17 protein-coding genes are annotated in these 25,649 nt (G+C 62.4%); 7 read left to right on the top strand and 10 right to left on the bottom strand.

Going from position 1 to position 25,649, the window contains the following annotated elements:
- Position 1: 1 nt before the first annotated feature.
- Positions 2-3,109: an efflux RND transporter permease subunit gene (locus tag DCO57_RS15020; protein ID WP_116699719.1), complete on the top strand. Its 3,108-nt coding sequence runs from the start codon at positions 2-4 to the stop codon at positions 3,107-3,109.
- Positions 3,106-4,464 (top strand): efflux transporter outer membrane subunit, encoded by a 1,359-nt coding sequence (locus DCO57_RS15015; protein ID WP_116699718.1) that lies wholly within the window; start codon positions 3,106-3,108, stop codon positions 4,462-4,464. Before DCO57_RS15020 ends, DCO57_RS15015 begins: the two co-directional genes overlap by 4 nt.
- Positions 4,465-4,938: 474 nt before the next feature.
- Here the strand turns inward: DCO57_RS15015 and DCO57_RS23315 are convergent, their stop codons facing one another.
- On the bottom strand, positions 4,939-5,151 hold the full coding sequence (locus tag DCO57_RS23315; protein ID WP_133192686.1) for a hypothetical protein: 213 nt from the start codon (positions 5,149-5,151) through the stop codon (positions 4,939-4,941).
- 429 nt (positions 5,152-5,580) lie between these two features.
- On the opposite strand from DCO57_RS23315, the gene DCO57_RS15005 reads away from it, so the two are divergent.
- Together DCO57_RS15005 and DCO57_RS15000 are read left to right on the top strand one after the other, a co-directional pair.
- The gene (locus DCO57_RS15005; protein WP_116699716.1) at positions 5,581-6,711 is read left to right on the top strand and encodes a metallophosphoesterase; all 1,131 of its coding nucleotides are present in this window, start codon (positions 5,581-5,583) and stop codon (positions 6,709-6,711) included.
- Positions 6,712-9,330, top strand: coding sequence for an AAA family ATPase (locus DCO57_RS15000; protein ID WP_116699715.1), 2,619 nt, complete (start codon positions 6,712-6,714; stop codon positions 9,328-9,330). It abuts the gene before it with no gap.
- A gap of 80 nt (positions 9,331-9,410) precedes the next feature.
- Here the strand turns inward: DCO57_RS15000 and DCO57_RS14995 are convergent, their stop codons facing one another.
- The 6 genes from DCO57_RS14995 to DCO57_RS14970 all read right to left on the bottom strand — a co-directional run bounded on the left by DCO57_RS14995 (position 9,411) and on the right by DCO57_RS14970 (position 16,099).
- The gene (locus DCO57_RS14995) at positions 9,411-10,172 is read right to left on the bottom strand and encodes a TIM barrel protein (protein ID WP_116699714.1); all 762 of its coding nucleotides are present in this window, start codon (positions 10,170-10,172) and stop codon (positions 9,411-9,413) included.
- Entirely contained in the window at positions 10,172-10,816 is a 645-nt protein-coding gene (locus tag DCO57_RS14990) for an aldolase (protein ID WP_116699713.1), read from the bottom strand. Before DCO57_RS14990 ends, DCO57_RS14995 begins: the two co-directional genes overlap by 1 nt.
- A complete protein-coding gene (otnK, locus tag DCO57_RS14985) occupies positions 10,813-12,051 on the bottom strand; it encodes a 3-oxo-tetronate kinase (protein WP_116699712.1) in 1,239 nt (412 codons plus the stop codon). The genes DCO57_RS14990 and otnK overlap by 4 nt, the downstream gene beginning before the upstream one ends.
- The gene (gene ltnD / locus DCO57_RS14980; RefSeq protein ID WP_116699711.1) at positions 12,051-12,965 is read right to left on the bottom strand and encodes an L-threonate dehydrogenase; all 915 of its coding nucleotides are present in this window, start codon (positions 12,963-12,965) and stop codon (positions 12,051-12,053) included. Before ltnD ends, otnK begins: the two co-directional genes overlap by 1 nt.
- A gap of 1 nt (position 12,966) precedes the next feature.
- Complete coding sequence (locus DCO57_RS24145; RefSeq protein WP_208977958.1) at positions 12,967-14,982, bottom strand: TRAP transporter large permease subunit; 2,016 nt, start codon at positions 14,980-14,982, stop codon at positions 12,967-12,969.
- A gap of 82 nt (positions 14,983-15,064) precedes the next feature.
- On the bottom strand, positions 15,065-16,099 hold the full coding sequence (locus tag DCO57_RS14970) for a TRAP transporter substrate-binding protein (protein ID WP_116699709.1): 1,035 nt from the start codon (positions 16,097-16,099) through the stop codon (positions 15,065-15,067).
- Between the two features lie 241 nt (positions 16,100-16,340).
- Here DCO57_RS14970 and DCO57_RS14965 point away from each other — a divergent pair, with 241 nt between their 5' ends.
- The 3 genes from DCO57_RS14965 (at position 16,341) to DCO57_RS14955 (ending at position 21,824) form a co-directional block, all read left to right on the top strand.
- Positions 16,341-17,339, top strand: coding sequence for a LacI family DNA-binding transcriptional regulator (locus DCO57_RS14965; protein WP_116699735.1), 999 nt, complete (start codon positions 16,341-16,343; stop codon positions 17,337-17,339).
- A gap of 277 nt (positions 17,340-17,616) precedes the next feature.
- Entirely contained in the window at positions 17,617-18,633 is a 1,017-nt protein-coding gene (locus DCO57_RS14960) for an AraC family transcriptional regulator (protein ID WP_116699708.1), read from the top strand.
- 446 nt (positions 18,634-19,079) lie between these two features.
- A complete protein-coding gene (locus DCO57_RS14955) occupies positions 19,080-21,824 on the top strand; it encodes an autotransporter domain-containing protein (protein WP_165814748.1) in 2,745 nt (914 codons plus the stop codon).
- A gap of 46 nt (positions 21,825-21,870) precedes the next feature.
- Here the strand turns inward: DCO57_RS14955 and lysM are convergent, their stop codons facing one another.
- From lysM to DCO57_RS14940, 3 genes are all read right to left on the bottom strand, one after another.
- On the bottom strand, positions 21,871-22,305 hold the full coding sequence (lysM, locus tag DCO57_RS14950) for a peptidoglycan-binding protein LysM (protein ID WP_116699706.1): 435 nt from the start codon (positions 22,303-22,305) through the stop codon (positions 21,871-21,873).
- 323 nt (positions 22,306-22,628) lie between these two features.
- Entirely contained in the window at positions 22,629-25,097 is a 2,469-nt protein-coding gene (locus tag DCO57_RS14945; RefSeq protein ID WP_116699705.1) for an arsenate reductase (azurin) large subunit, read from the bottom strand.
- Positions 25,098-25,111: 14 nt separating this feature from the next.
- Positions 25,112-25,633, bottom strand: coding sequence for an arsenate reductase (azurin) small subunit (locus tag DCO57_RS14940; protein ID WP_116699704.1), 522 nt, complete (start codon positions 25,631-25,633; stop codon positions 25,112-25,114).
- Positions 25,634-25,649 lie beyond the last annotated feature (16 nt).

Below are 25,649 nucleotides of genomic sequence, written 5' to 3'. Positions count from 1 at the left end.
CATGGCATCCTTCTTCATTCATCGCCCGGTTTTCGCGTGGGTCCTCGCCATTGCCGTCATGCTGATCGGCGCATTCAGCGTGACGACCCTGCCCATTTCCCAGTATCCGGACATTGCACCGACAACGGTTCGGATCAGCGCCACCTATACCGGGGCTTCCGCCGAAACGGTCGAACATTCCGTCACCACGATCATCGAAGACGGTCTGACCGGCCTGGACGGGCTGACCTACATGACGTCATCGTCTACCGAAGGCTCCGCCAGCGTCTCACTGACGTTCGACGACACGATAGATCCCGACATGGCGCAGGTTCAGGTGCAGAACAAGCTGCAGCTTGTGGAATCAAAGCTGCCTGACAGCGTCACCAGTTCCGGCGTTTCCGTCACCCGCTCGACCGGGTCCATCCTGCTGGTTGGCGCGCTGGTCAGCGAGGACGGCCGCTATTCGTCCCTCGAGCTTGGTGACATGCTGGCCAGCACCATTGAAGATCCGGTGCAGCGCACGGAAGGCGTTGGCTCGATCAACATCTTCGGTACGCAATACGCGATGCGCATCTGGCTGGACCCGGCGCGCCTGTATCAGTACCAGTTGACGCCCAACGATGTGACCTCGGCGGTAACCGAGCAGAACACCAATGTCACCGTGGGCAATCTGGGCGACCAACCGGTCAGCACCGGCCAGCAGTTCACCGTCCCCCTGTCCGCCCAGTCTCAGCTTGAGTCCGTCAAGGATTTCCAGAACATCCTGCTGAAAACAAACACCGATGGATCGGCAATCTATCTTGCCGACGTGGCAACGGTGGAACTGGCCGAAGAGGACTACGGCCGCGTCAGCCGCTTCAACGGGCATCCGGCGGCAGGCTTTGGCGTCAACCTTGCGACCGGAGCCAATGCGGTGGACACCGCCGAACGGGTTCGGACCTTGATCGCCGGCCTGTCCTCGGCCCTGCCCGACGGCGTGACGGTCGAATATCCGTATGACACCTCCCCCTTCGTCGAAGAGTCGATCGAACAGGTCTATCACACGCTGATCGAAGCCGTGGTGCTGGTGTTTCTGGTCATCTTGCTGTTCCTCCAGAGCTGGCGGGCGACGATCATCCCGACCATCGCCGTGCCCGTCGTCCTGCTGGGAACCTTCGGCGTGCTGTCAGCCTTCGGGATGTCGATCAATACCCTGTCCATGTTTGCCCTGGTTCTGGCAATCGGACTGCTTGTCGATGACGCGATCGTGGTGGTGGAGAACGTCGAACGCGTCATGAAGGAAGACGGACTGGACGCGGTCGCCGCGACGGAAAAGAGCATGCGAGAAATATCGACCGCACTGGTGGGCATCGTCCTGGTGCTGTCGGCCGTCTTCCTGCCAATGGCATTCATGAGCGGGTCCACCGGGGTGATCTACAAGCAGTTCTCGGTCACGATCATTTCGGCCATGGTGCTGTCGCTCTTCGTGGCCCTGATCCTGACGCCGGCGATGTGCGCGCAGCTTCTCAAGGCGAACCACGACAAACAGCCCTTCGCGCCGCAGCGCTGGTTCAATGCGGGAATGGACCGTCTGACGTCGGGCTACGGAGGTATGATCGGCCGGCTTGCCCTGCGCCCCTTCCGCATGCTGGTGGTGTTGGGTCTTGTCGGCCTCGCGGCCTACTGGGTCTATGAGCGTTTGCCGACCTCCTTCCTGCCGACCGAGGATCAGGGCGTGCTGATGACAATGATTGAATTGCCGCAAGGCTCGACCACGCAGCAGACGGCGCACACCGTGGCCGCGCTCGAGGAATATCTGCTGACCAATGAAACGGATATGGTGGAAAATGTCTTCGCCAATGTCGGCTTCAGCTTCAGCGGAACCGGCCAGAAGAACGCCATGCTGTTCATCAAGCTGAAAGACTATGAAGACCGGCCCGGCCAGGATGCCGCGGACCTGATGAACCGGACAAATCGCGCGTTTTTCCAATCCCGACTGGGCAGCGTATTTGTCCTTCAGCCGCCGGCCATTCAGGGTCTGGGAACATCCTCGGGCTTTACGATGTATCTTGTCGATCAATCCGGCGCCGGACAGGAGGCATTAGCCGCTGCGGCCGACGAACTCGTCGCGCGCGGGATCCTGGACGGGCGGGTAACCAATCTGCGCGGTAACGACGACGCGACTGAGCCGGCATTGAATCTGAAGATCGACCAGCAGAAGGCAGAGGCACTGGGGGTGTCCCTGTCCGATGTGAATTCGATGCTTTCAACCGTCTTTTCCGGGTCCTACGTCAACGATTTTCCGCTGGGCAACGATCTGCGCGAGGTCATCGTGCAGGGGGGCGCCACATGGCGGATGCAGCCGGAGGATGTCGACCATTGGTATGTGCGCAATGAGACCTCGGAAATGGTTCCCTTGTCAGCCTTCATCAGCCGTGAGTGGAAAACGGTCACCCCAAAGCTGGCCCGATACGGGGGCACCCGGGCGCTGGAGATCTCCGGCGAGGCTGCGGCGGGCCTGAGTTCCGGCGAGGCAATGAGCGCAATGGAGCAGCTCACCGCAGGTCTGGACGGTTCCTTTGCATCCGCCTGGACCGGCCTGAGCTATCAGGAAAGGCTTTCGGGGAGTCAGGAAACCATTCTCTACACGCTATCCGCGCTGGTGGTCTTCCTGTGTCTTGCCGCCCTTTACGAAAGCTGGACCGTGCCCTTCGCCGTGATGCTTTCGGTTCCCGTGGGGATCCTGGGCGCGCTGGTGACAACATGGTACTTCGGCCAGTCGAATGACGTGTATTTCAAGGTGGGCTTGCTGACCACAATCGGCCTTGCCGCCAGAAACGCCATTCTGATCGTCGAATTCGCGGAATCCCTGCGGTCGGAAGGCAGGACATTGCTGGAGGCGACCACCACGGCGGCCCGTCTGCGCCTGCGTCCGATCCTCATGACATCCCTGGCTTTCGGCTTCGGCATCCTGCCATTGGTCCTGGCCTCGGGAGCGGGCGCAAATGCGCAAAAATCCATCGGAACAGGAATGCTCGGCGGGATCGTCTTTTCGGCTGTCATCGGGATCGTGATGGTACCGGTGTTCTATGTCGCCGTCATCAAGGCCACGGAACGGTTGCGTGCGCGTGTGGAGACTGCTCAGTGAAACCCTATTTTCTTTTGATCAGCCTGCTCGTCGGCGCTTGTGCCGTCGGCCCTGACTTCGAGCGTCCCGAAGTCACGCTGGAAACAAGATTTGTCGGAGGGGATGCCGAGGCCATCGCAGCCGTGGCCTCGGAAAAGTGGTGGCTCAGCTACAATGATGCGGTGCTCAGCCAGTTTGTGACCGACGGCCTTGCGCGGAACCTCGATACGCTTTCGGCGACGGAAGCAATTCGGCAGGCGCAGGCCGAACTGCGCGAAACCGGTGTCAACTCGGCGCTCGACGGATCGCTGACGGGATCGCGAGAATGGTCCGGCGGCGACGCGATTGACGGCACCAGCATCGTCAACTCGGTTGATCTGGGGGCGTCTTTTGTCATCGATCTTTTCGGTGGCATCCGGCGCGAGCGTGAAAGCGCGCAGGCCGCCGTAACAGCCGCGCGCGCCAATGCGGAAACGGTCCGGCTGGCCTGGCTGGCAGAACTTATCGCAGCCTACTCGGACGCACGGTATTATCAGCAGTCCCTTGCCCTCACGCGCAGCACGATCAGCGCCCGGCAGGAAACCGTCAACATCACCCAGAACAAATATAAGGCGGGAGCGGCAACAGAGTATGAGGTGGCGGAGGCCAACGCCCTCCTGTCCAACGCGCGTGCGGCATTGCCGGAATTTGCGGCGCTGTTTGACGCACGAGTCTACGCCATTGCGACGCTGTTGAACGAGCCCGCCGGTCCGATCATGACGAAGATGCAAAAAGGCGCCGCGCAATTGCGCACGCCGGGCGGAGCCCGAACAGGCGTACCTGCGGACCTGTTGCGCAATCGCCCGGACGTGCGCAGTGCGGAAGCCGACCTGGCTTCCTCCGTGGCCGAGATTGGCGTCGCCGAAGCTGCCTTGTATCCGTCGCTTTCGATTGCCGGCACAGTCGGACGTATCGAATCCGTGAACTCGTGGAGTTTCGGACCGACACTGACGCTGCCGATCCTGAACCAGGGCAAGCTCAGGGCAACCCGGGATGCGGCAGTCTCTTCCGCGAAGCAATATGAGATCGCCTGGAGGGCTGCTGTCATGGACGCGGTGGAGGACGTTCAGGTCGCGCAGTCCAATCTGACCCGCTATCGCCAGCGGGCAGCGCTCCTGCGACAGGCAGCCGACGAATACGGTCACGCCCTGAACCTGGCCCAGGAAAACTATCGCAAGGGTGCAATCACGCTGCTGGACCTGCTGGAAACCGACCGGAACACGGCATCGGCCCGCCTTTCCGCCGCCGCCGCGGTCAATGACGCCGCGCAGGCCTGGGCAACGTTGAAGATCTCCACAGGAGCAGGCGCCGCCGTGACGGAGCAGGCAAGCAATTGACCGGCACGAATTCGGGAAGTGTTTCCCGTCAGGAACCATGGTCCGGCTTTCAGACTCTGACACGAGCAGCTTTCCGGATGAACTACTTCCCATAGGGTGGACAGGATCCGGCGTCATTCAAGCCGCCCGTTGCGCCTGCCGTTCTCGCTCTGCATCCCGATGAACGCCTTCCGTGGCTAGGAGAACCTCGGTGACGTCATCGTCTTCCGCTCCCTCTTCCAACCGGGATTCCAAATCGGAAAACTTCGATCAAAACAATCCGGTCTCGGGGATCTGAGCACCCGGAATACAGCAACGCCGCCGGAACTGCCCGGCGGCGTTGCAATTGAAACCGTCGATATTGTCGCGAACAGGAATACTGTTCTTGCTGGAGGCAATAGTCACGCGGCTTGCATTTGTGTGCTTGACGATGCTGTCGCATGACGCCCCCGGAATTTCCGGGACGTCAACGCGTGAACAGCAAGGTCCGTGCGGTCACGGGCATCCGTCGGTCGTGGAAGTTCCTTCAGACATGCTTTCGCACTCACCAGGAGGGCCGTCGGGACCTTCGTTGCCGAGAACGATATCCATGCCCGGAGCGGCACTGCCGTCTTCAAGTCCACCACCGGCCTGGCCGCCGGACTGGCACGCAGCCAGTCCCAGGAGCAGCACGCATAGCACTGCAACCATGTTCCACGTTTTGATCATCTTCACTCCTGTTGCCCTCGCTCTTGCGCAAAGCAGTTTGGGGAAATCCGATCATACATAAAGGGCTGCCGGCGACAAGGCCAACCGGACCCCGAGCCCGCTTCTCGGCCTTCATCCCACAGCAGCGTGAGCTCGGCCGGCATATACCCCGGCCTGCGCCGGTTTCGCGGCCTCCGGCATGGGCGCGGCGACGCCACCCGTCGGCCACGCAGGGTGAAAATCAGCAGGCGCACCGGGAGGCCAGCCGAAGCCCTGCCAGGCTCAGGACGTGCACCGTCGCCGACGCAGCCAGCGCAGCAGCGGGATGAGCCGGCACAACCGGTCGCTTCCGGTTTTTTACCGTGTTAGCATCACCGCAAAACGCGTCTCCTGCCAATGCGAAACGCTCAGGTCATTCCCGCAAATCGGGTCCAGTGGAAATCTCAATCCGTGTTCAAGTTCATTCATTCCTCCGATCTGCATCTGGGAAAACCCTTCGGCCGCTTTCCCGAGGATGTGCGGGTGCGTTTGCGCCAGGCCCGTGCGGAGACCCTGCCCAGGCTGGCGTCTCTGGCGCGGGAGCATGGGGCCGGTCACATCCTTCTCGCCGGCGACACTTTCGACCAGACGACCCCGGCCCCTGCGGTTATCCGGCAGGCGCTCAACCGGATGCGCGAGGCGGAAGATGTGACCTGGGTTGTCATGCCCGGCAATCATGACCACGCCAACGCCACCGAACTCTGGCGCCAGGTGGCACGGGATGCTCCGCCGAATGTGGTTCTTCTGCTGCAACCGGAGCCCTTCGCCCTTAACGCGGAAACCACCCTGCTTCCCGCCCCGCCCACCGAGCGCCATCCGGGGCGCGACCTGACGGAATGGTTCGACAGTGCCGAAACCGCGGACAGGCTGCGGATCGGGCTGGCGCATGGATCAGTGACCGAGTTCGACAACAGCGAAGACGGCGGCTCCTCCGTCATTGCGCCCGATCGCGCCCGCCGTGCGGGGCTGGCCTATCTCGGCCTGGGCGACTGGCATGGACAACTGCAGATCGGCCCGGAAACCTGGTATTCGGGCGCGCCGGAAGCGGACGGTTTCAAACACTCAGAGACACCCGCCGCGCTGCTGGTCGAGCTGCCCGGCAAGACGGCGCCCGCCAGGGTGACCTCCCTGCCGACCGGCGTCATCAGCTGGCGCCGTGTCATGCTGGAACTGAGTGACGATCCGGCGGACAGGAACGACTGCACCGCCGCACATGAAGCCCTTCTGCCCTCTCTGCCCGAGCGGGCATCGACCCTGTTCGATCTCGTGGTATCGGGCCGCGCGAAGCCGCTGGACCGGGTCGCGCTCGAAAATGCCATCGCCGGTGCCGCGCCGGATTTCCTCTGGCACAGGGCCGATCTGAGTGCCCTGGGACTGGTGCATGACACCACCGATCTCGACGCGATCGACCGGCAGGGAGCGCTGCGGGCCGCTGCGGAGGCGCTGGCCCGGGAGGCCGAAGACGAGAGCCTGCCGCCGGAAACCCGCGAGACGGCCCAGGCCGCCCTGTCACACCTCTTTTCCCTTGCTCTGGAGGCGTGAATGAAACTTCTGGCCCTCCATCTGACCAATGTTCGCAAGTTCACCGGAAAACGCGCGTCCATCACCGGGATCAGCGACGGGATCACCGTGGTCTGCGAAGCGAATGAATTCGGAAAATCCACCTTTTTCGATTCGATCCATGCCCTGTTTTTCGAAAAGTTCAGTTCCTCCGCCAAATCGGTCAAATCGCTTCAACCCTATGCGGGCGGTGCAGTCGAGGTGGCGGCGGACGTGGAGACGGACCAGGGCATCTTTCGCGTCGAAAAACGCTTCCTGTCCCGCAAGTCCGCAAGGATCTCCCGACTCCCCAATGGCACCACGGTGGCCCAGGACGACGAGGCCGAGCGCTGGATTGCCGACCTTCTGGGCTCTGCCAGCGAAGGCCCGACCGGGCTTTTGTGGGTGCGGCAGGGCCTGATCGGCCTGGAGCCGGACGGCGTGCGGGAAAAGACCCAGCTGAAGGAAACCCGGCGCGATCTCCTGTCCTCGGTGGCCGGTGAAATCGACGCCATGACAGGCGGCCGGCGCATGGACCGGGTGATGCGCCGTGTCGCCGACAGCCTTGCCGAGATCACCACAAGGACCGGCCGCAAGAGCGGTGACTGGAAAGCCGCCTCGGACGAATGCGAGGCTCTTGAAACCGAATTGGCCGAAGTGACGCGTCAGGTCGAGACACTCGAGACGGCCCTGAACGCGCGCAAACAGGCCGAAGGGGCGTTGAGACGGCTGGACAATCCCGATGCCAGGGCAAGACGCGAGGAAGCCCTGTCGGCGGCGAAAGCCGCCATGGAGGCGGCGCGCGCCCATGCGGGCACCGTCACCGCGGCGCGGCAGGAACGGGATCTCGCGGCCCTGAAGGCCAAGAGCGCGCAGTCCGATCTGGATGCATTCCTGAAGGCGGTGGACACCCTGCAGGTGGCCGAAAAACAGGCAGCGGAACACGCCGCCGGTGCCGAGGAGGCCCGGCGTGAAGCAGAGCGCCTGAAGACGGCGCTGGAGGCCGCGCAGACCGGCCACAAGGGCGCGGCGGAAGCGGTTGCCGCCGCCCGCAAGCAGCTTGAGCAAACACGCCGGCAGATCGCCGCACGAAAGGCAAAGGACGAAGCCGTCCGTCTGGGCGAACAGATCGACAAGGCCGAAACCGCCCTCGCCGAGCGCGATGCAGCCGCCGCCATCGTCAAGGCCTCCGCCGCGACCCCGAAATGGCTTCGCCGCGTCGAGGAAACCGCAGCGGAGGTTTCCGGGTACAGGGCTGCCGCCGAGGCCCGGGCCACGACCCTGCGCATGACCTATGAAGGTGCGGTTCGCATTACCCTGGACGGAACGGCCGTACCTGCCGATCAGCCCCTTCCCCTTGACGGCAAAAGCCGTCTCGAGCTTCCGGGGATCGGACGGATGACGCTGCATGCACATGGTCCGGACAGCGACGACAAGGCGCGTCTGACAAGGGCGGAAGAGGCATATGCCGGTCTTCTGGCACAGGCGGGGGCCGCCAGCCTCAGCCAGGCGCGCGCCGCGGCCTCCGCCAGGGCCGAGGCCGCGGCCAGAGTGGACCTGGCGCAAGCCGTGCTCGACACGCTGACTCCCGACGGGATCGATGCCCTGCGCACGGCCAGGGCGGACGCGAATCTGGCCGCAAGCGACGCCCATGATGAGGGACTTCCCGCCGTTGCCGATCTGGAGACCCGCCTCACCCGGGCCGAGGAGGCGGAAAGCACCGCGCTGCAGGCACTGAAGAAAGCCGAAGCGCAACATGCCTCCGCCCGCGAGTCGGCCGTCAGGCTCCAGGCGGCAGCCGAAACGGCGCAATTGGCGCTTGAACGGGCCAGGGCGGATGCGGGCGCGAGCGAGATCCGTGACACGCGTCGTGCCGAACGCTTGCGCAATCAGGCGCACGCTCAAGAAATTTTGGCAAAGACCGAAACCGCCCTGCAGACCCTGATCGCCGCAGCGCCCGATCTGGACACCGCAGCCGCGGAACTCAAACGGGCGGAGGATGCTGTCGCGACTGTGCGCGAGGAGCGCGCCCAGGTTCGCGAAAAGCTGGTCGGCCTCTCAGCCGAAATCGGCACATTGGCCGGACATGGCATCGAGGAGCGCCGGGATGAGCTCGAGGGGCAGCTGGAGGCGCTGCGCGCAACGGAAGCCCGCTTCGCGCGAAAGGCTGCCGCTCTGACCCGATTGCAGAGCGCATTGGATGCCGAACGGGACGCAGCGCGCGAGACCTATTTCGGCCCCGTTCAGGAGGAGCTCAAGCCGCTGCTCTCGATCCTGCACCGTGATGCGGCGCTGAGCTTCGACAGCGAAAGCCTGCTGCCCAGCGGACTCAAGCGCGACGAGGCGAAGGAAACCCTGGACGACCTGTCCGGCGGCACCCAGGAGCAGATCGCAATCCTGACGCGCCTGGCCTTCGCGCGTCTGCTCGCGCGCCAGGGACGACAGTTACCGATCATTCTGGATGACGCGCTGGTCTATTCGGATGACGACCGCATCATCAAGATGTTCACGGCGCTGACACGCGTGGCACAGGATCAGCAGATCATCGTGTTCTCCTGCCGTCAGCTGGCCTTTCAGGACCTCGGCGGCGCAAGACCCACCGTGGAGATCGAAGCGGTATGATGCCACTGGACCGGGATATCCCGCTCCAGTGCCCGCCGCCCCCGCGAACGGATGTCAGTACAGGGGCAGGTCGAACGGCATCAGGCCGGGGTCATCCAGGTCAATGTCGCGCCGGTCTCGCCCACCGGCCTGTATTCCGCCCCCAGGGGTCCGGCCCAGCCCAGGGCGTCGATCTGCGCGAACAGCGTCCGGTAATCGATCTCGCCATGATCCGGAGCGCCGCGATCGGGAACGGAGGCGAACTGGATATGACCGGTGAGCGGCAACAGCGCCCGTAGCCTGTCCAGAACGTCGCCTTCGGTTCTGCCGACGTGGTAGCAGTCGAACATCAGCTTGAGATTCGCCACCCCCGCCTCTGCGATGATCGCGGCGGCTTGCGCCGTGTTCTTCAGGAAATAGCCGGGCGCATCGAACCGGTTCAGCGGTTCGATGAGGAGCCCGATTCCGCACGAAACGGAAATTTCACCGGCGAAGCGGAGATTGCGGAGGAAGGTCCTGTGCGCATCCTCGCCCGCGGCATTGCCGGCCATGACATGAACGGCCTGCGCGCCGACGGCCTCGGCATAGTCCACCGCCTCGACAATTGCCGCCTGCGCCTCTTCCGAGCGCCCGGGAACGGCACACAATCCGTTGTCCCCGGCCTCGACATTGCCGCGCCGCGTGTTGAGACCGAGCATCGGCAGACCGGTTTCCCGAAGCGCGGACCTGACTTCGGCCACCGGAACATCATAGGGCCAGTGGCATTCGACGGCGTGAAAACCGGCAGCCCCGGCCGCACGGATGGCCTCCGGCAACGGGCGGTCCGTCCACAGGAACCCGAGATTGGCGGAAAAACGGGCCATCAGTCCCACTCCACGTTGAATTTCGTGACGATCGAGCGGACCTGCTCATCACTCAGGCCGACCGCCTTGGTGCCCCGCATCAGCATCGCGAGACGGGCGGTCTCTTCCAGTTCCTCCACCGCATTGCAGGCGGCCTCGACATCCTTGCCCGCGACCACCGGACCGTGATTGGCCAGCATGACGGCGGAGCGCTTGCCCGCCAGACCCCGCACGGCCTCGCCCATGGCCGGATCCCCGGGCAGGAAGAACGGCAGAAGCTTCACCTTGCCGAGCTTCATCACCGCATAGGGCGTCAGCGGCGGTAGGAAATCATCCGCATCGGCATTGGGCATCATCGACCAGGCAACCGAGTGACAGGAATGCAGGTGAACGACGGCTCCCGCCGTGCTGCGGGTATCGTAGAAGGCCGCATGCAGCGGCATTTCCTTTGTCGGCGGGTCGCCCGAGACCAGCCGGCCGTTTTTGTCCAGCAGGCTGAGGCGCGCCGGATCGAGGCGGCCGAAACTGGTGCCCGTGGGCGAGACCAGTAGCCCCCCGTCCTCGGTGCGCGCCGAGATATTGCCCGTGCTGCCATGGGTCAGGCCCCGGTCGAAAAGGGACTTGGCCAGAATGCACATCTGTTCGCGAAGATTGGTTTCCCTCATGCCTCACCTGCCAGTATCCTGTCGGCCTTCTCGAAAAAGTCCACCGTTCCGAAATTTCCCGACTTCAGGGCGACAACCAGATCGGGCCCTGCCCTCAGGGACGGAACGCCGGGATCGATTTCCGGTCCGATTTCCAGCGTATCAAGGCCGAGCCCTTCCACGACAGCTCCCGAAGTCTCGCCGCCTGCGGAAATGACACGGGCCGCACCGCCCGCCACGGCCAGCCCCGCGACCCTGGCGAAGAACGCCTCCAGCGCCCCGGAAGACCGTTCCCGCCCGTATTGCGCCTGGATTGCGGCGACGGCTTCGGGATCGGCAGAGCTGTAGGCCAGCGGGAGCCCGTCGGCCGCAAGCAGCCATGCGGTGATTTCCTCCGGCTGGAGGCGGCCCTCGATGACATCGGCCGCGACGATCTCCCGCGCCGGATGCCGGGCGGCGTGATATGCGACCTGTCCTCGTGTGGCGAGGGAACACGAGCCCGACAGGGCTACGGATTTTCCGGCCTGTCCGGTCCAGGGAACCTGCGAGGCGGTGAAGCCGAAATTGCCGGGCAGGCCCAGCGCAACACCGGACCCGCCGGTGATCAGCGGCAATCCTTTTGCCGCCCGCCCGATCTCGATCAGGTCTTCATCCCTTATGGCATCCACGATGACATGCCGGTGTCCCGCGCGATGCAGATCCTCCAGGGAGCGTGAAATCTCGTCGGCTCCGGCGAAGACCGTCGCCGCCGGGACATGGCCCACCTTGTAGCGCGTCTGCGGAGCAAGCCACCGGCGCAGGTCCGCGTCTGTCATGGGGGTCAGCGGATGGTTCTGCATGCCCGACTCGTTCAGCAACCGGTCCTTCACGAAGAGGTAGCCCTGATAGACCGACCGCCCTGTGCCGGGAAACGCCGGACACACGATGACCTTGTACGCATCGAGCGCCTCGGCCAGCGCATCCGCCACCGGACCGATATTGCCCTCCGGCGTCGAATCGAAGGTTGAACAGTATTTGAAAAAGAATTGCTCGCAGCCCTGCGCCCGCAGCCATTCCAGCGCCTGCAGCGACTGGGTGACCGCATCGGCCGGCGCGATGGAACGCGATTTCAGGGCAATCACACCGGCCTCTACGTCCTTGCCGGCCGGAGCATCGGGCACACCGGTATATTGCACTGTCCGCATGCCCCCCTTGGCCAATGTGTTGGCTAGGTCACTCGATCCTGTAAAATCGTCTCCGATACATCCAAGCAACATCATGCTTCTCCTGGAAGGGTAAGTCCTGCGTTGCGGGCGTAGACCTTGGCCACCGCCGCATCGTCCTCCTGGCCCAGCCCCATTCCGGCAGCAGCCAGATATTGCTGCAGCGCCGCCGCGGTAATCGGCGCGCTGAAGTTCTCCGACCTGGCAATATCCAGGACAATGCCAAGATCCTTCGGCCAGATGTTCACCTGGCTGTGCGCCGTGTAGTCGCCGGCCACGATGTGCGGCGCCCGGTTTTCAAGCATCCAGCTTGTCCCGGCGCATTTGCTGATGACCTCGACGAATTTCTCCGGAGCAACGCCCTGGGTCATGCCGAAGGTCAATGCTTCCGCCATCGTCGCGATGTGCACGCCCGCCAGCAGCTGATTGACCGCCTTCATGGCACTGCCCGCCCCGGCCTCATCGCCCAGTTCGAAAACCGTTTCGGCAATACTGTCCAGAACCGGGCGCAGGGCCGCGAAGGCTTCGGCCGTGCCCGACGCCATGATCGTCAGCCTGCCCTGCGCCGCCTTTTGCGAACCGCCCGATATGGGCGCATCCAGATAGTGCACCCCGTGTTCGGCGCAGCGGGCCGCCATTTCCCTCGCGAAAGCCGGAGGCACTGTGGCACAGGCCAGAACGGAAGCCCCGGCCTTCAGTCTGGGCACGACGCCCTCCGGACCGAAGAGGACCGTCTCCGACTGGGCGGCATTGAGAACGGCCACCACCACCGCGTCCAGATCGTCCAGAGTCGCCTCCAGGGCTCCCGCCTGCCCGCCTTCGGCGGCGAAACGCTGCATCTGCTCCCGGTTGATATCCACGCCCCAGACCGCATGTCCGCCACGCAGGGCGGAAGTGGCGATCCCGTAGCCCATGGACCCCAGCCCGATGGCGGCGACATTGCGGGTAAAGTTCCTTTTTTCAGTCATCTCAGCTTCCTTTGACCCAGTTCGGCAGCCAGAGCGCCACGTCCGGGAAGAACAGAACAAGCATCAGGGCAACCAGTTGGATGGCAATAAACGGCAACAAGGCGCGGAAGATCTCCGACAGGGACATGTCCTTGGGGGCGACCGATTTCAGATAGAAGGCCGCGGGACCGAAGGGAGGCGACAGATAGCTGACCTGCATGTTCATCGCGAACAGGATGCCGAACCAGACAGGATCCATGCCAAGCTTGATGATGATCGGCACGAAGATCGGCATGGTCAGCAGCGCGATGCCGATCCAGTCCATGAAGAGCCCCAGCACGATGAGGATCCCCATCATGATCAGAACGATGACCATGGGGGACGCGCCGCTGTCGAGGATCGTGCTCTCGATGAAGCGGTTTCCGCCCATCAGGTTGTAGACCCCCACGAGCGCCGCGGCGCCAAGTCCGATCCAGATGATCATGCCGCAGGTTTCGAGGGTCTGCTTGAGACTGCTTGTTATCAGCTCCCAGGAAACCTCCCCGCGGATCCACGCGGACGCGAAAACACCCACAACCCCCATGGCGGCAGCTTCAGTCACCGAGGCAACCCCGCCGTAGATGGAGCCGAGCACGGTGAAGGCCACGGCGACAGGCAGGATCACGCCCTTCATTTTCCGCAGCTTTTCCCCGATCGGCATGGACAGGTCTTCTTCGGGAATCCCCGGAGCGACTGTCGGGTCCAGGGTGCAGCGCGTGTAGATGTAGACGATATAGAACGTGGCGAGCATCAGCCCTGGAACCACGGTCGCCAGAAACAGATCGCCGATCGATACGCTGGCCGTCAGGCCATAGACGATCAGGACGATCGACGGCGGAATCATCGTGCCGAGGGAGCCGCCGGCGCAGACAGTGCCGATGGCCAGCGCCCGGTTGTAGCCCAGGCGCAGCATCTGCGGCAGGGCGATCAGCCCCAGCAGGACGATCTCTCCGCCGATGATCCCCGAAATGGAAGCCAGGAAGACCGCCGCCACCAGGGTCTGGATGGCAACGCCCCCCTTGAGCCGTCCGGCCACCAGTCGCATGGCGTCATACAGATCCCGCGCCATGCCGGAACGGTCAAGCAGCGATGCCATCAGGACGAACATTGGGATCGCGACCAGCACATATTCGTTCACGAAGGAATAGATTCGGCTGGAGACAAGCGGAACACCCGACGTGCCGAACCAGGCAATCGTGAAGAGGATGGCGATCAGGCCGGTGACGAAAGCCAGCGGAATACCGGTGAGGATCAGCACCATGATGCTGCCCACCAGCAGGAGGGACCCCGCCTCGATGCCGAGCGAACGCCCCTCGGTGAACAGGAAGTAGCCCCCGGTGAGGAGCAGGCCGAAGACGACGGCGATCCCCAGGACCGCAAGTTTTCCCGGCGGCTCGGATGCGGCCTGACGATAGCCGGTGCCTTTGTAGGCAACCCACAGGTGCCCCAGGGACTGAATGGACAGAATGACGGCCGTGATGAACAGTCCCATCTTGACCAGCGCCGGCGTGATCGGGTTCCACGCAGAGCCCGACCGTTCGAGCCGAAGGTCGCCCTGCGGTGCCCACCACGACTTCTCGACCATCGTGTAGGCCGCATAGGCAATGGCCAGTGCGAAGAAAAGCGCAAGCAGCGCATTGACGAAATCGAGCAGACGGCGGGTTCCGCCGCTGGTGCCGAAATAGATGAGGCCGATGCGGATGTGCTTGTCCGCGGCAAAACATTGCATGCCCCCGTAAAGGTAACACACGGCAATCAGCGCGATCACCGTTTCATGCACCCAGATCGTCGGAGCATTGAAGAAATAGCGCATGACGATTTCGTAGATCGACACGATGGTGGCAATTGCAAACAGGAAGCTGAAGGCGCCGCCGAACGAAATGATCCTGCGATCCAGCGCGGTCTGGGCGCCGGCACTGTCTTCCTCGTGAACGCGTTTGAGCGCCTCAAGCTGGGCCTCGATCTCATCCGCGGTCATCGCAGTGTTTTCTTGTGACATGTCGCCCTCCCAAGCCTGTAAACGTGATCTTCTGGAAAAAGGAAGGGGCCCTTACGAGCCCCTTCCAAAGATGCTCCGGATATTACTTGGCGAGCAGACCGGTGGAGGTCAGGTAGTCGGTGACACTCGTGTAGGCCTTGCCTGCCATCTCGGAACGCTCTGCCCAGTTTGCCCATTGTGTCTGGGCAATTGCGCGGAATTTCGCGCGTTCCTCATCGGACCAGTTGATGACCGTGATGTCAGGATCGGCCGCGGCTTCGACCACCGCAACGGCATCCGCAGCCTCGAGACGGGCAACCATGTCCTGGGCAAAATCACGAACGGACACCTCGAGGATCATCTTCAGATCGTCGGGCAGTGCGTCGTAGATCTCCTTGTTCAGGGATACGTCGATCACCGGCATGGAGTGGAAGCCCGGATAGAGCGGGTACTTGGCAAACTCATGCATGCCCTGGGCGTGGTTCGTCGAGAAGACCGTGTAGTCGGCCGCATCAATGACGCCCTTTTCCAGCGACGTATAGACCTCGGAACCGGGCAGGTTCACCGGCGAAGCGCCTGCGGCTGCAAACACTTCCTGAACCATGCCTTCCGGCGCACGCATCTTGATGCCCTTGAGGTCCGCAACACCGTTGATCGGCTTCGTGGACAGGAAAGATTCAACCCCGGTCGCGGATGCGCCCAGGAACTGCAGACCGTAGGGGTTCACCAGTTCGTTGAACAGTTCATGACCGCCGCCGTAGTTCATGTAGTTGAACATCTGCTGCGGCGCTGACCATGCCCCCACCAGATTGCCCAGCATGGCGAACGCGGGATCCTTGCCGGAGAAATAGGACGGGTCGGTTATATGGCCCTGCAGGATGCCGGCACCGACTGCGTCGAGCGTTTCGTTGTGAGCGACAACCGTGCCCACCGGAACCACCGTGATTTCGATGCGTCCCCCGGACATGACGCCAACCCGTTCAGCCCATTCCTCCTCGATGGGGAAAAAGTTGTCGCCAGCCTGTGCAGAGGTCTGGAACGTCCACTGGTATTCCTGTGCGATTGCAGTGCCGCCGGTCAAAGCGCCGGCCGCAACAACGCCGCAAAAAATGGCGGACTTGAGATTGATTGGTTTCATGATTCCTCCCATGGACGGCCGGTCGCCCGGTCGCCGTCAACGTTTGTGACAAGGCAGAAACGCTCCTGTCACGCTTTGAACGCACCGGCAATGTTATCGATACCGGTATCGATATCAGTGGCATGATAGCTCGCTTTCTGTCAATATTCGTGACGTTTGCTTTCGATGGAAAGAGGGCTTACAGCATGTCACCTGACAGATGTGTTTACCCTCGGGACTTCAGTCGATTGATGCCAAGGCCATGAAAAAGAGAATCACCCTGAGTGACGTTGCCGCCGCGGCGGGCGTCAGCAAGATGACGGCTTCCCGTGCCTTGCGTGGAACCGGCGACGTATCCCGATCCAGCATGGAGAAGGTCGGCCGCGCCGCGAAGGAAATCGGATATGTGGGCAACCACCTGGCGATGTCTCTGGCAAGCCGACGTTCCGATCTGATCGGTGTGGTGGTTCCCAGTTTCCTGAACGTGGTCTTCGCGGAGGTTCTTTCGGGGATCGCCGAAAGCCTGGACGGCAGCGGCATGCAGCCGGTTTTCGGGGTGACCGACTACGACCCGGACAGGGAATACGAGATTATCCGGAATATGCTGTCCTGGAACCCCGCCGGTCTTATCATCACCGGGCTCGATCAGCCCGACGAGACGCTCCAGCTTCTGGAAAATGCGGACGTTCCGGTCGTCCAGATCATGGATCTGGACGGTACACCGGTCGACGCCTGTGTCGGTCTTTCCCATCATGCTGCCGGAGCATCGATGGCGGAAGCGCTGATTGCGAAGGGACGACGCCGCTTCGGCTATGTCGGCTGCGGTCTTGACAGGGACACCCGCGCCCGAAAGCGGTTCACGGGGTTCAAGGAGGCGCTTTCCGCGCATGGTCTCGCCCTTAAGACAACATGGACAGGCCCCGGCCCTTCAACGGTCAAGGCGGGACGGGAATTCACTGCACAGGTCCTGGAGACACACCCGGAGCTGGATTGCATCTATTATTCGAATGACGACCTTGCGGTCGGAGGTGCGTTTCACTGTATCGCGGCCGGCATAAACGTCCCGGAAGCTCTTGTTATCGCCGGATTTAACGGGCTCGACCTGGTCGAAAGCCTGCCTGTCAGGATCGCCACGTCCCGGACCCCGCGGCGCGAGATCGGCAACGCGGCCGCCAGGATCATTCTCGGGTCCGACCGCGACGACCCGGCAACCGGCGGAACGAGAACCGAATTCCGGCCGGAAATCGAAACGGGCCTGTAAGCAGTCGCGCACGGCTCGGGAAACCAGCGAACGCCTAGAACCGAGCCACGGTCGAAGAGACGGGTGTCTCCCGGAAATCCGCCCATGGCGTGCCACAACCACCGCCTTCACCGAAACGGACCGCAGCGCCGCCCCACCGGCGCCCCCCCCTCTTGCCCGACATAGATAGCCGGATTTGTATTTTGTCGCCGTACAACCGATAAAGGTGACAATACGAATCTTTACAGTTCGGGAGCCAGCCGGTCTTGGGCGCTGCACCATATATTGGGAAGAACCGATGACGGGACGGGTTCCGGGCGATACGGTCGGTCGTGAAAACGTGGCAGGTGGTTTTGCCCTTGCCGCCGGTGCCCCTGACTTGCAATCGGTAACGATCGAGGATCCTGCCGTCCAGGCCGCGCTTCAACCCTGGGCCATGATGGAATGCGTCCAGCTCAGCAAGGGACGGAAGGTGGCTCATCTGGACAGCCTGAATCTCGGCAATCAGCGGATCGTCCGCGAGCGCCAGGCCACCGCTGTCCAGAAGATCGGCGTCTCGCCTGCGGATTTCTGCACCATCTCGGCCAGCACCCTGACTGGGGATATCCGCTTTTCTGAACACTGCGGCGCACAAGGCGACAGGGTCTTCTTCATGCCGGAGATGGTCGAATACGACATCCATATTCCCGCCGGGTGCGAGACTTTCTATGTCGGCTTCAGTCAGAAGGAATTCCTGCGCGGAGCACGGGCACTCGATCCGGCGTTCTGGGAGCGGCCGCAGCGAGGCGTGATGCCTCTGGTTGCCCGCCGCAGCAATGCCCTCAAGGACGCAGTCGATCTCTGGCTCAAGAGCACCCGGGATGCGCACCTGCGCGGCGAGGCAGTGAACACGGCCATCATGCGCCGGGAGCTCCTGCAGACGGTCCTGCATATCGCGACCACGCCGACGGGGAGCACAGTCCCTTCTTACAAAGAACGAATACGGGCCTTGCAGATCGGGAGAATCGTCCGGGATTTTGTCGAAGACCGTCCCGATTCGGACGACCTGCCGACGATTGCCGACATCTGCACGGCGCTCAATGTGTCCCAGAGGACACTGCAATATGCCGTCCGTGAATATGTCGGCCTGTCTCCACTCGCCTATCTGCGTGTCTGCCGCCTGAACCGTGCGCGAGCGGCACTCGCGGCCGCTTCCCCGCAAGACACGACGATCACCCAGGTGGCGATGCGTTTCGGCTTTCTGCATCTCGGCCGCTTTGCCGGCGGCTACAGGCAAATGTTCGGCGAAACGCCCTCAGAAACGCTCGCACGCTGACAGCAGACGTTCAGTTTCCGTTTCAGTTATCGGCAATAATCAAAATTTATCGCCCCATTGCGGAAAATGGATAGCTGACGCCTGGCGAGTTTTTATTGTGCTGTTCAAGGTCTGCTGCGCTGGTCGGGTCCCTGCGTCTCCTGCAATGCAGATTGACAGGAATGGGCAGTCCGAAAACCGGCTGCAATGCGTTCCTTCAGGACATTTTCCAGGAGGTGCTCGTCAATCCACCTTGTGCGCCGAGCGGTTCTTGTATCCGCATCGAGAAAAACATGAACGGCTTGAAATGCTCTATCAAAACGGTTCGCCGTACTGCAACTCAATCCAATGCCTGTCCGTCGACGGGCTGTTTCCTTTCAGGGTTTACTGTGACTTTTTCTGTCCCCACCTGCCTATTCAGACACCTGGACGCGCCGAAATACAGCATTGCTTTGCTGGCGTCTGTTATGGCCGCGCTGCCGGCCACGGCAGTCCAGGCCGGTTCCGTCGGTGTTGCGGGCACTGACGGAACCTCCATCACCAACAGCGACGCATCGTCCACCACGAGCACAATACTGGGAATCGACGCGGACCTGACCGACCTCACCGCGATTGCCGGTATCGCCAACGGCGACCAGTTTGACATTACCATCGGCGGTACAACGACCACGCTGACCATCAACACCGGCGATACCCTGGCCGACCTTGCAAATGACATATCAGCGGTTTCCGGTGTCACCGCGTCGATCGCCAACACCGGCTTCAACGACACACTTACAATCTCCTCGGAAAGCGTGAATACGCAGGTGGTCATGGTCAACACGGGAGGAACACCGCTAACCGCTTTCGGGTTCGGATCGGTCCCCGGAACGCTGCCAGTGGTAACCACCCCGGGCGGAGACGGCAGCGATGGTGGCAGCGGCCAGACGCAAGGCGCCGGGACAACGCTCTCCGTTACCGACACGATTACTGGCGGAACCGGCGGCAACGGCGGAACCACAGTCTACAATCTGACCGCCACCAACGGCGGCGGCGGCGGTGCGGGCGGAACAGGGCTTTCCTATACCGGAACCGATTTGCAGACGCTGACGAACACCAGCACGATCACCGGCGGCGCCGGTGGCTCGGGCGGAGCCGGAACCGGGCCTGGAGGCAATGATGGCACAGCTGGCAGCGGGGGTGCAGGCATCTCCAACACGGATGCTGGTGCCTCGGGCTTTGAGATCGTCAACTGGGGAACCATCTCGGGCGGCCTGAGCGGCGACGGTGCGACACGCGCCAAAGCCATCGATCTGATCAATTCCGGCAATACGCTTACCTTGAAATCAGGTTCCTCCCTGGTAGGCGATGTTGTTCTGGGTTCCAGCGACGGCACGCTGAAACTGGATGGTACGGGCACAGAAGACTCCGGCTTCAAGGAGGCGCAGACGATTGTGGCAACCGACGGATCGACCTGGACCCTGTCGGGCGATATCGAGCTTGCCGCCGGCGGCACGATGGCGTTCACCACATCGGGCTCCAGCACGCTGACCATGAGCGGAACCCTTGATGCCGATGATCTGAGCAAGGCCGGCAGCGGAACGCTGATTGTGACCGGCGACAACTCCGGCCTTTCCGGAACGACAATGCTGAATGCGGGCAAGCTGGTAGTCAACGGCAGCATCGGCGGCATCACCCTGAATGACGGCACCCTTGGCGGAACCGGCACCGTCGGCGCGCTGACGGCCCTATCCGGTGGCACCGTGGCTCCCGGCAATTCCATCGGCACGCTGAATGTGTCCGGCAATGCCAGCTTCGCCTCCGGTTCCACCTTTGCTGTCGAAGTCGACAAGGACGGCAATTCCGACAAGCTGGCAGCCACCGGCACCGTGACCATAGACAGCGGCGCCACGGTCTCCGTAAGCGCCGAGAATGGAACGGACGACGGCTCCACCTATGCCCCTTCCACCGCCTACACGATCCTCACCGCGGGTTCGGGCGTGACCGGTACCTTCGGATCCGTCAGCGAGAACTTCGCCTTTCTCGACGCCGCGCTCGGCTATGGAGCCAATGCCGTCACGCTGACACTGACGCGCAATTCTTCGGGTTTCTCCTCCGCCGCCAGGACGCAAAACCAGCGCGCAACTGCCAATGGTGTCAGCAGCCTGAAGGCCGGAAATTCCCTTTATGACGCAATCGTTGTCCTCGGTGCAGCGGACGCAAGGGAGGCTTTCGACAGTCTTTCCGGTGAGATATACGCCTCAGCCAACACGCTCCTGATGCAACAGAGCCGCTTTGGTCGCGATGCCGTCGGTGAACGCATTCGCGGTGCCTTCGACGGGCTGGCGACGGGTGACCTGCCGATGATCGCGTTCAACGGACCCGGAAAGGGGCCGGACAGTTCCATAGGCGTCACCGCCTGGGGCAAGGCTTACGGGAATTGGGGCGAGAACGACAGCAACGGCAACGCCGCGCAAATGGACCACACCAGCGGCGGTTTTTTCCTCGGCGTCGATGCGGACGTCTTCGCCGGCTGGCGCACCGGTGTGGTGGCCGGTTACGGCAAAAGCAACTTCGATGTCGATGCCCGGACCTCATCGGGAGATGCCGACAGCTACCAGATCGGCGCCTATGCCGGCAATCGGTTTGGCGCCCTGGGCCTGCATCTTGGCGCCGGCTACGCCTGGCACGATGTCTCCACCACGCGCAACGTCAGCGCGGGCACGCTCAAGAATACCCTGAGTGCCGGCTACGCGGCCTCCACCGCGCATGTCTTTGGCGAGCTGGGCTATATGTTCGATGCCGCATTTGCACGGCTTGAGCCCTTCGCGGGGGCAGCCCTCATTCATCAGCACAGCGACGGCTTCACCGAGACCGGCGGCGCGGCGGCGCTCACCGTAGCCTCGACCTCGCAGACCCTGGGCACCACCACGCTCGGCCTTCGGGCGGAAGCACAGATCGCCGCGAACGACACGTTCAACGCCTCCCTGACAGGCAGCCTTGGCTGGCGTCACGCCATCGGTGATCTGGATACCGCATCGACGATGCAATTTTCAGGAGGGGATGCCTTCGATATCTCCGGCACGCCGCTCGACCGGGACGCCGCCCTGATCGAGGCCGGCCTGAACGTCCGCTTCGGCGACACTATCAGCGCGTCCCTCGGCTACAACGGCGAACTGGGCGAAACCGCCCGCGACCACGGCGTCAACGCAAGGCTGTCGGCACGGTTTTAGAAGGACAGCCAGACCGCGGCATCGGCCGCGGTCTGAAAAGCAAGTCTCACAGGGCCGGAATGCGCAGGACCTGGCCGGGATAGATCTTGTCCGGGTGCGACAGCATCGGCTTGTTGGCCTCGAAGATCGCCTGGTACTTGGACCCGTTGCCATAGGCCTTTTCGGCAACCGCCCACAGCGTGTCGCCCTTTTCCACCGTGTGGAAAGTTGCTTCCGGCTCGCTGGTCTCGACCGAAATCTCTTCTTCCACCTTGCCGATTCCCAGAATGTTTCCAGCCGCAAGGATCAGCTTTTCACGGGCTTCCTGTGTCGGCGCCGCGCCGGCGATCTTGACGGTATCGCCATTCACCTCGACCTTGACGTCGCCGTCCAGCCCGAGTTCGGCAACTTCCTTTTCGATCGCTTCCGCGCTGGAGGCCGGGGCCTCGTCGTCGCCGAAGAGCTTTTTGCCGGCATCCTTTACAAAATCGAAGAAACCCATGTCATTTTCCTTTTAAACGTGCACATGCAAAACGTGCCGGTCCACCCGGGCGGGTGGCAAATTCACGCTAGGGAATCATATTGCAGATTTACGGGATTTGCGGAAGAAAATTCACGCTTCCGGTTCGGGGGCTCTCCACCGGACCCTTTGCGGGCAAGCGGCAGGGTATCCGTCCGGCTCGGCTCCATTCAACCGGCGGGATGAGCCGTTCGGCACGACCCTGCAGATCCGGCAACCTGACGGTCTTTTCCCCCACCGGAAAGCAACGGCCGGGAGGCCTCCCACACACAAGAGAGCCCTCCCGGATATACTCCGCCGGATCGTCAGACCGACGTGTATTCCCTTGACTTGAACGACAGATGTTTCACCGAGACAGGTGCATCGGAGATCTTTCTGATGTTCGCCCAGGTCTGCTTGTAGTTCGGCAGGATCAGTTCGTTTACCCCGGCATTGATGACATTGCCCTGCGTGCCGCTCGGGGCGCCGAACAGCATGAAGGTCTCCTTGCGCCGGGCCGTCGGCGTTGGATAGACCATCGCCTGGGTGGCACCGACATCGTTGTAGACCTCGACCAGATCCCCCTCGGCCAGCCCGAGTTCCGCCATGTCCTCGGGATTGATCTCGATGAAGGGGAACGGGTAGCGGTCGGAAACGAAGTCGTTGTCCTTGTCGAGGAACCAGTTCTGCCAGTTGATGTTGGAACGGCCGTTGTTGATCAGGAACGTGAATTTTTCCCTTTCCGCGGCCTTTCCCGGTGCCTGCAGTCCACGCCAGCCACCGGCGCAGAAAAGCGCTTTCCCGTCGTCACGGCCATGACGGTCGAACTTTCCGTCCGCATAGAGGCGCTTGGTGCCGATCAGCTTGCCGTCTTCATAGCCGACGACCGGTTCCTGAACCCCGTTGTTGCCCATGGCGCGCAGACGGTCGTAGGTGACTTCCGGATTGGCCGCGTTGTAGCCGTCCATGAAGGCATCTTCCTCGGTCTGCCAGTCGTAGCCCTTGAACTGGTCTGCATAGGCATCCCTGCCCTCTTCGCGCAGAACCTTTTCCAGATACTGCGCCAGGCCCGCGGCGATGAGGCAATCCGGTTTGGCCGCCCCGGGACCGTCCATGTATTTTTCCACCAGACGCATCCGGCGTTCGCCATTCATGGAAGTCAGGTTCATTTCCCCCGACTCGACCGCCGGCAGAATGACATGAGCGGCTTGGCCGATCTGGCTTTGGACGATGTCCACATTGACGGAAAACAGACCTCCGGCCTCGATTGCCGCGACAATGGCGTCGACCAGTTCCTCGCGCGTTGCGCCGGCCCGCGCATCCATGGCTTCCTTCACCATGTTGGTGCGCCTGTTGTAGACCTTCTTGAATTCCGAGGCATTCAGCGTGGTCTTGTAGTGATCGTTCGCCCAGATGTGGTGCACCTTGCCCTGCCCGGCGATCAGCAGCTGGTCGATATAGGGCGCGGGACGACCGACATGGGCGTCGGAGGGCCGGAAGTAGCCTTCCTGGTGGCCGCCGAGTCGGCACACACCGCCGCCTTCGCGACCGATGTTGCCGGTCGCAAGGGCGATGTTCACCAGAGCGCCGACGGTACGGTAGTTGTCGTTCCCCCAGATGATGCCCTTCTCATAGGCGGTGACGCATTTGCGCCGCGCACCGTCATCCTTGGGTTTGGCGATCCATTCGGCCGCCTTCACGATATCGGCTTCCGGCACGCCGCAGATCTCGGCGCCTTCCGCCAGGGACATGCGGCATTCCTCCCGCGCCATTTCGAAGCTGCCCAGCGCAGCCGGATAGGCTTCGTTCTGGGCCTGGGCAAGGCCGTCGCGGAAGGTGGACTGATCGATGAACTCCTGATCCACCCAGCCCTGGTCGGCGATATAGGTGAACAGCGTGTTGAACAGCGCCAGATCCGTCCCGGACTTGATGGCAAGCTGCAGCACGTTCTCCTTGCCTGCCTCAAGTTCGCAGGCATTCACCGTCACCGTGCGGCGCGGATCGACGATCACGACCTTGGCACCGTTGCGAATTCCCGGAACCATGTGATTCAGGAACAGGTTCGACTGGGTCTCGAGAGGATTGGCGCCGATCAGGAAGATCGTGTCGGTCAGGCCGTAGTCCTCATAGGAATAGTTCAGTTCGCCGATCCCCATGTCACGGGTGGAATGCACCTCGGAATTGTAGGCCGGCCGGTTGTGAATGCGGCAGTTCTTCACTTTCATGGACTGGAAGTAGAGCTTGCCGGTACCCCAGGTGTTCTCGTAACCGCCGGCGGAGCCGCCGTGGTCGAACATGGAGACGAAAAGATCGTCCTCGTTGTCCTTGTCGATGACGCGCGCGGTCACCCGGGCGACCAGGTCCAGCGCATCGTCCCAGCTGGTCGGCTGCCAGGTGCCGTAACGCCAGACCATCGGTTCCTCGAGACGCTGCTGCTGCGTGCCGGTCTTGTCGGAGCGGCGGTTTTCCGCCATGCGTGCCCCGCGTACCGATCCCAGACCGGAATTCACGACACAATCCACATCGGGCTTGATCACCAGATGCACGTCCTTGCCGTCCTGCTTGACGACATTGTACATGGACGGCGCATACCAGGCGTCCGTTTCGGCATATTGCTGTTCGGAAAGGTCTTCACCGAAGACGTTCTGATCCGGCTGCGTGCCGCCCTGCTTGTTCACCGGCCAGGTGTAGGCGTTGTAGCCGCACCCCACGATGCAGTAGTGGCAGGTGACATTGTGTTTCTTGGCGTCCGCCGGAATGATCGGCAGACGGTCGACATATCTCTTGTAAGCCATTTCGTCCCTCTCCCTTAAAGCACGTTCGACAGGCGTCCGTAGAGCAGCTCATCCACGCCTTCGGCATAGATGTCGCCCTTGTCGTCGATACGCAGCGTGTATTGCGGCAGGTTCTGGGTGGCATGGCCCCAGGTCTGCTGTCCGCCGGCCTCGCAGTCGAAGACCGAGTAGTGACCGGGGCAGTTCATCGTCCGCCTGTCGGCATTGTAGGAAAGCGGGTATCCCTTGTGCGGGCAGATCGTCGAAAACCCGACGATATCGCCGTCCGGGCCGATCCCGCCTTCGACGGCGTTGCCCAGCTTCAGCAGAACGCCGGGAGCATCCTCATCCGGATAGGTGACGTCCAGCGGCTCGTTCACCACCAGTTCCGATATGTTGGCGAGCCGGTTTGCCGGATACTCGACCCGTGCCAGGCCGGCCGCCCTGGCCTGTTCCGCCGGCAAAGCGGCGGCCGTGGCCACCCCAGCCGTTGCGATCGCGCCCCCTCTCAGGAACTGACGACGGCCGATATCGACCATCTTCGTGCATCTAGACATGGATTTCCTCCCTCAT

Origin of the sequence: Labrenzia sp. 011 (assembly GCF_003075075.1) — a bacterium.
Lineage (GTDB): Bacteria > Pseudomonadota > Alphaproteobacteria > Rhizobiales > Stappiaceae > Roseibium.
This window is presented reverse-complemented; position numbering and strand designations above follow the sequence as displayed.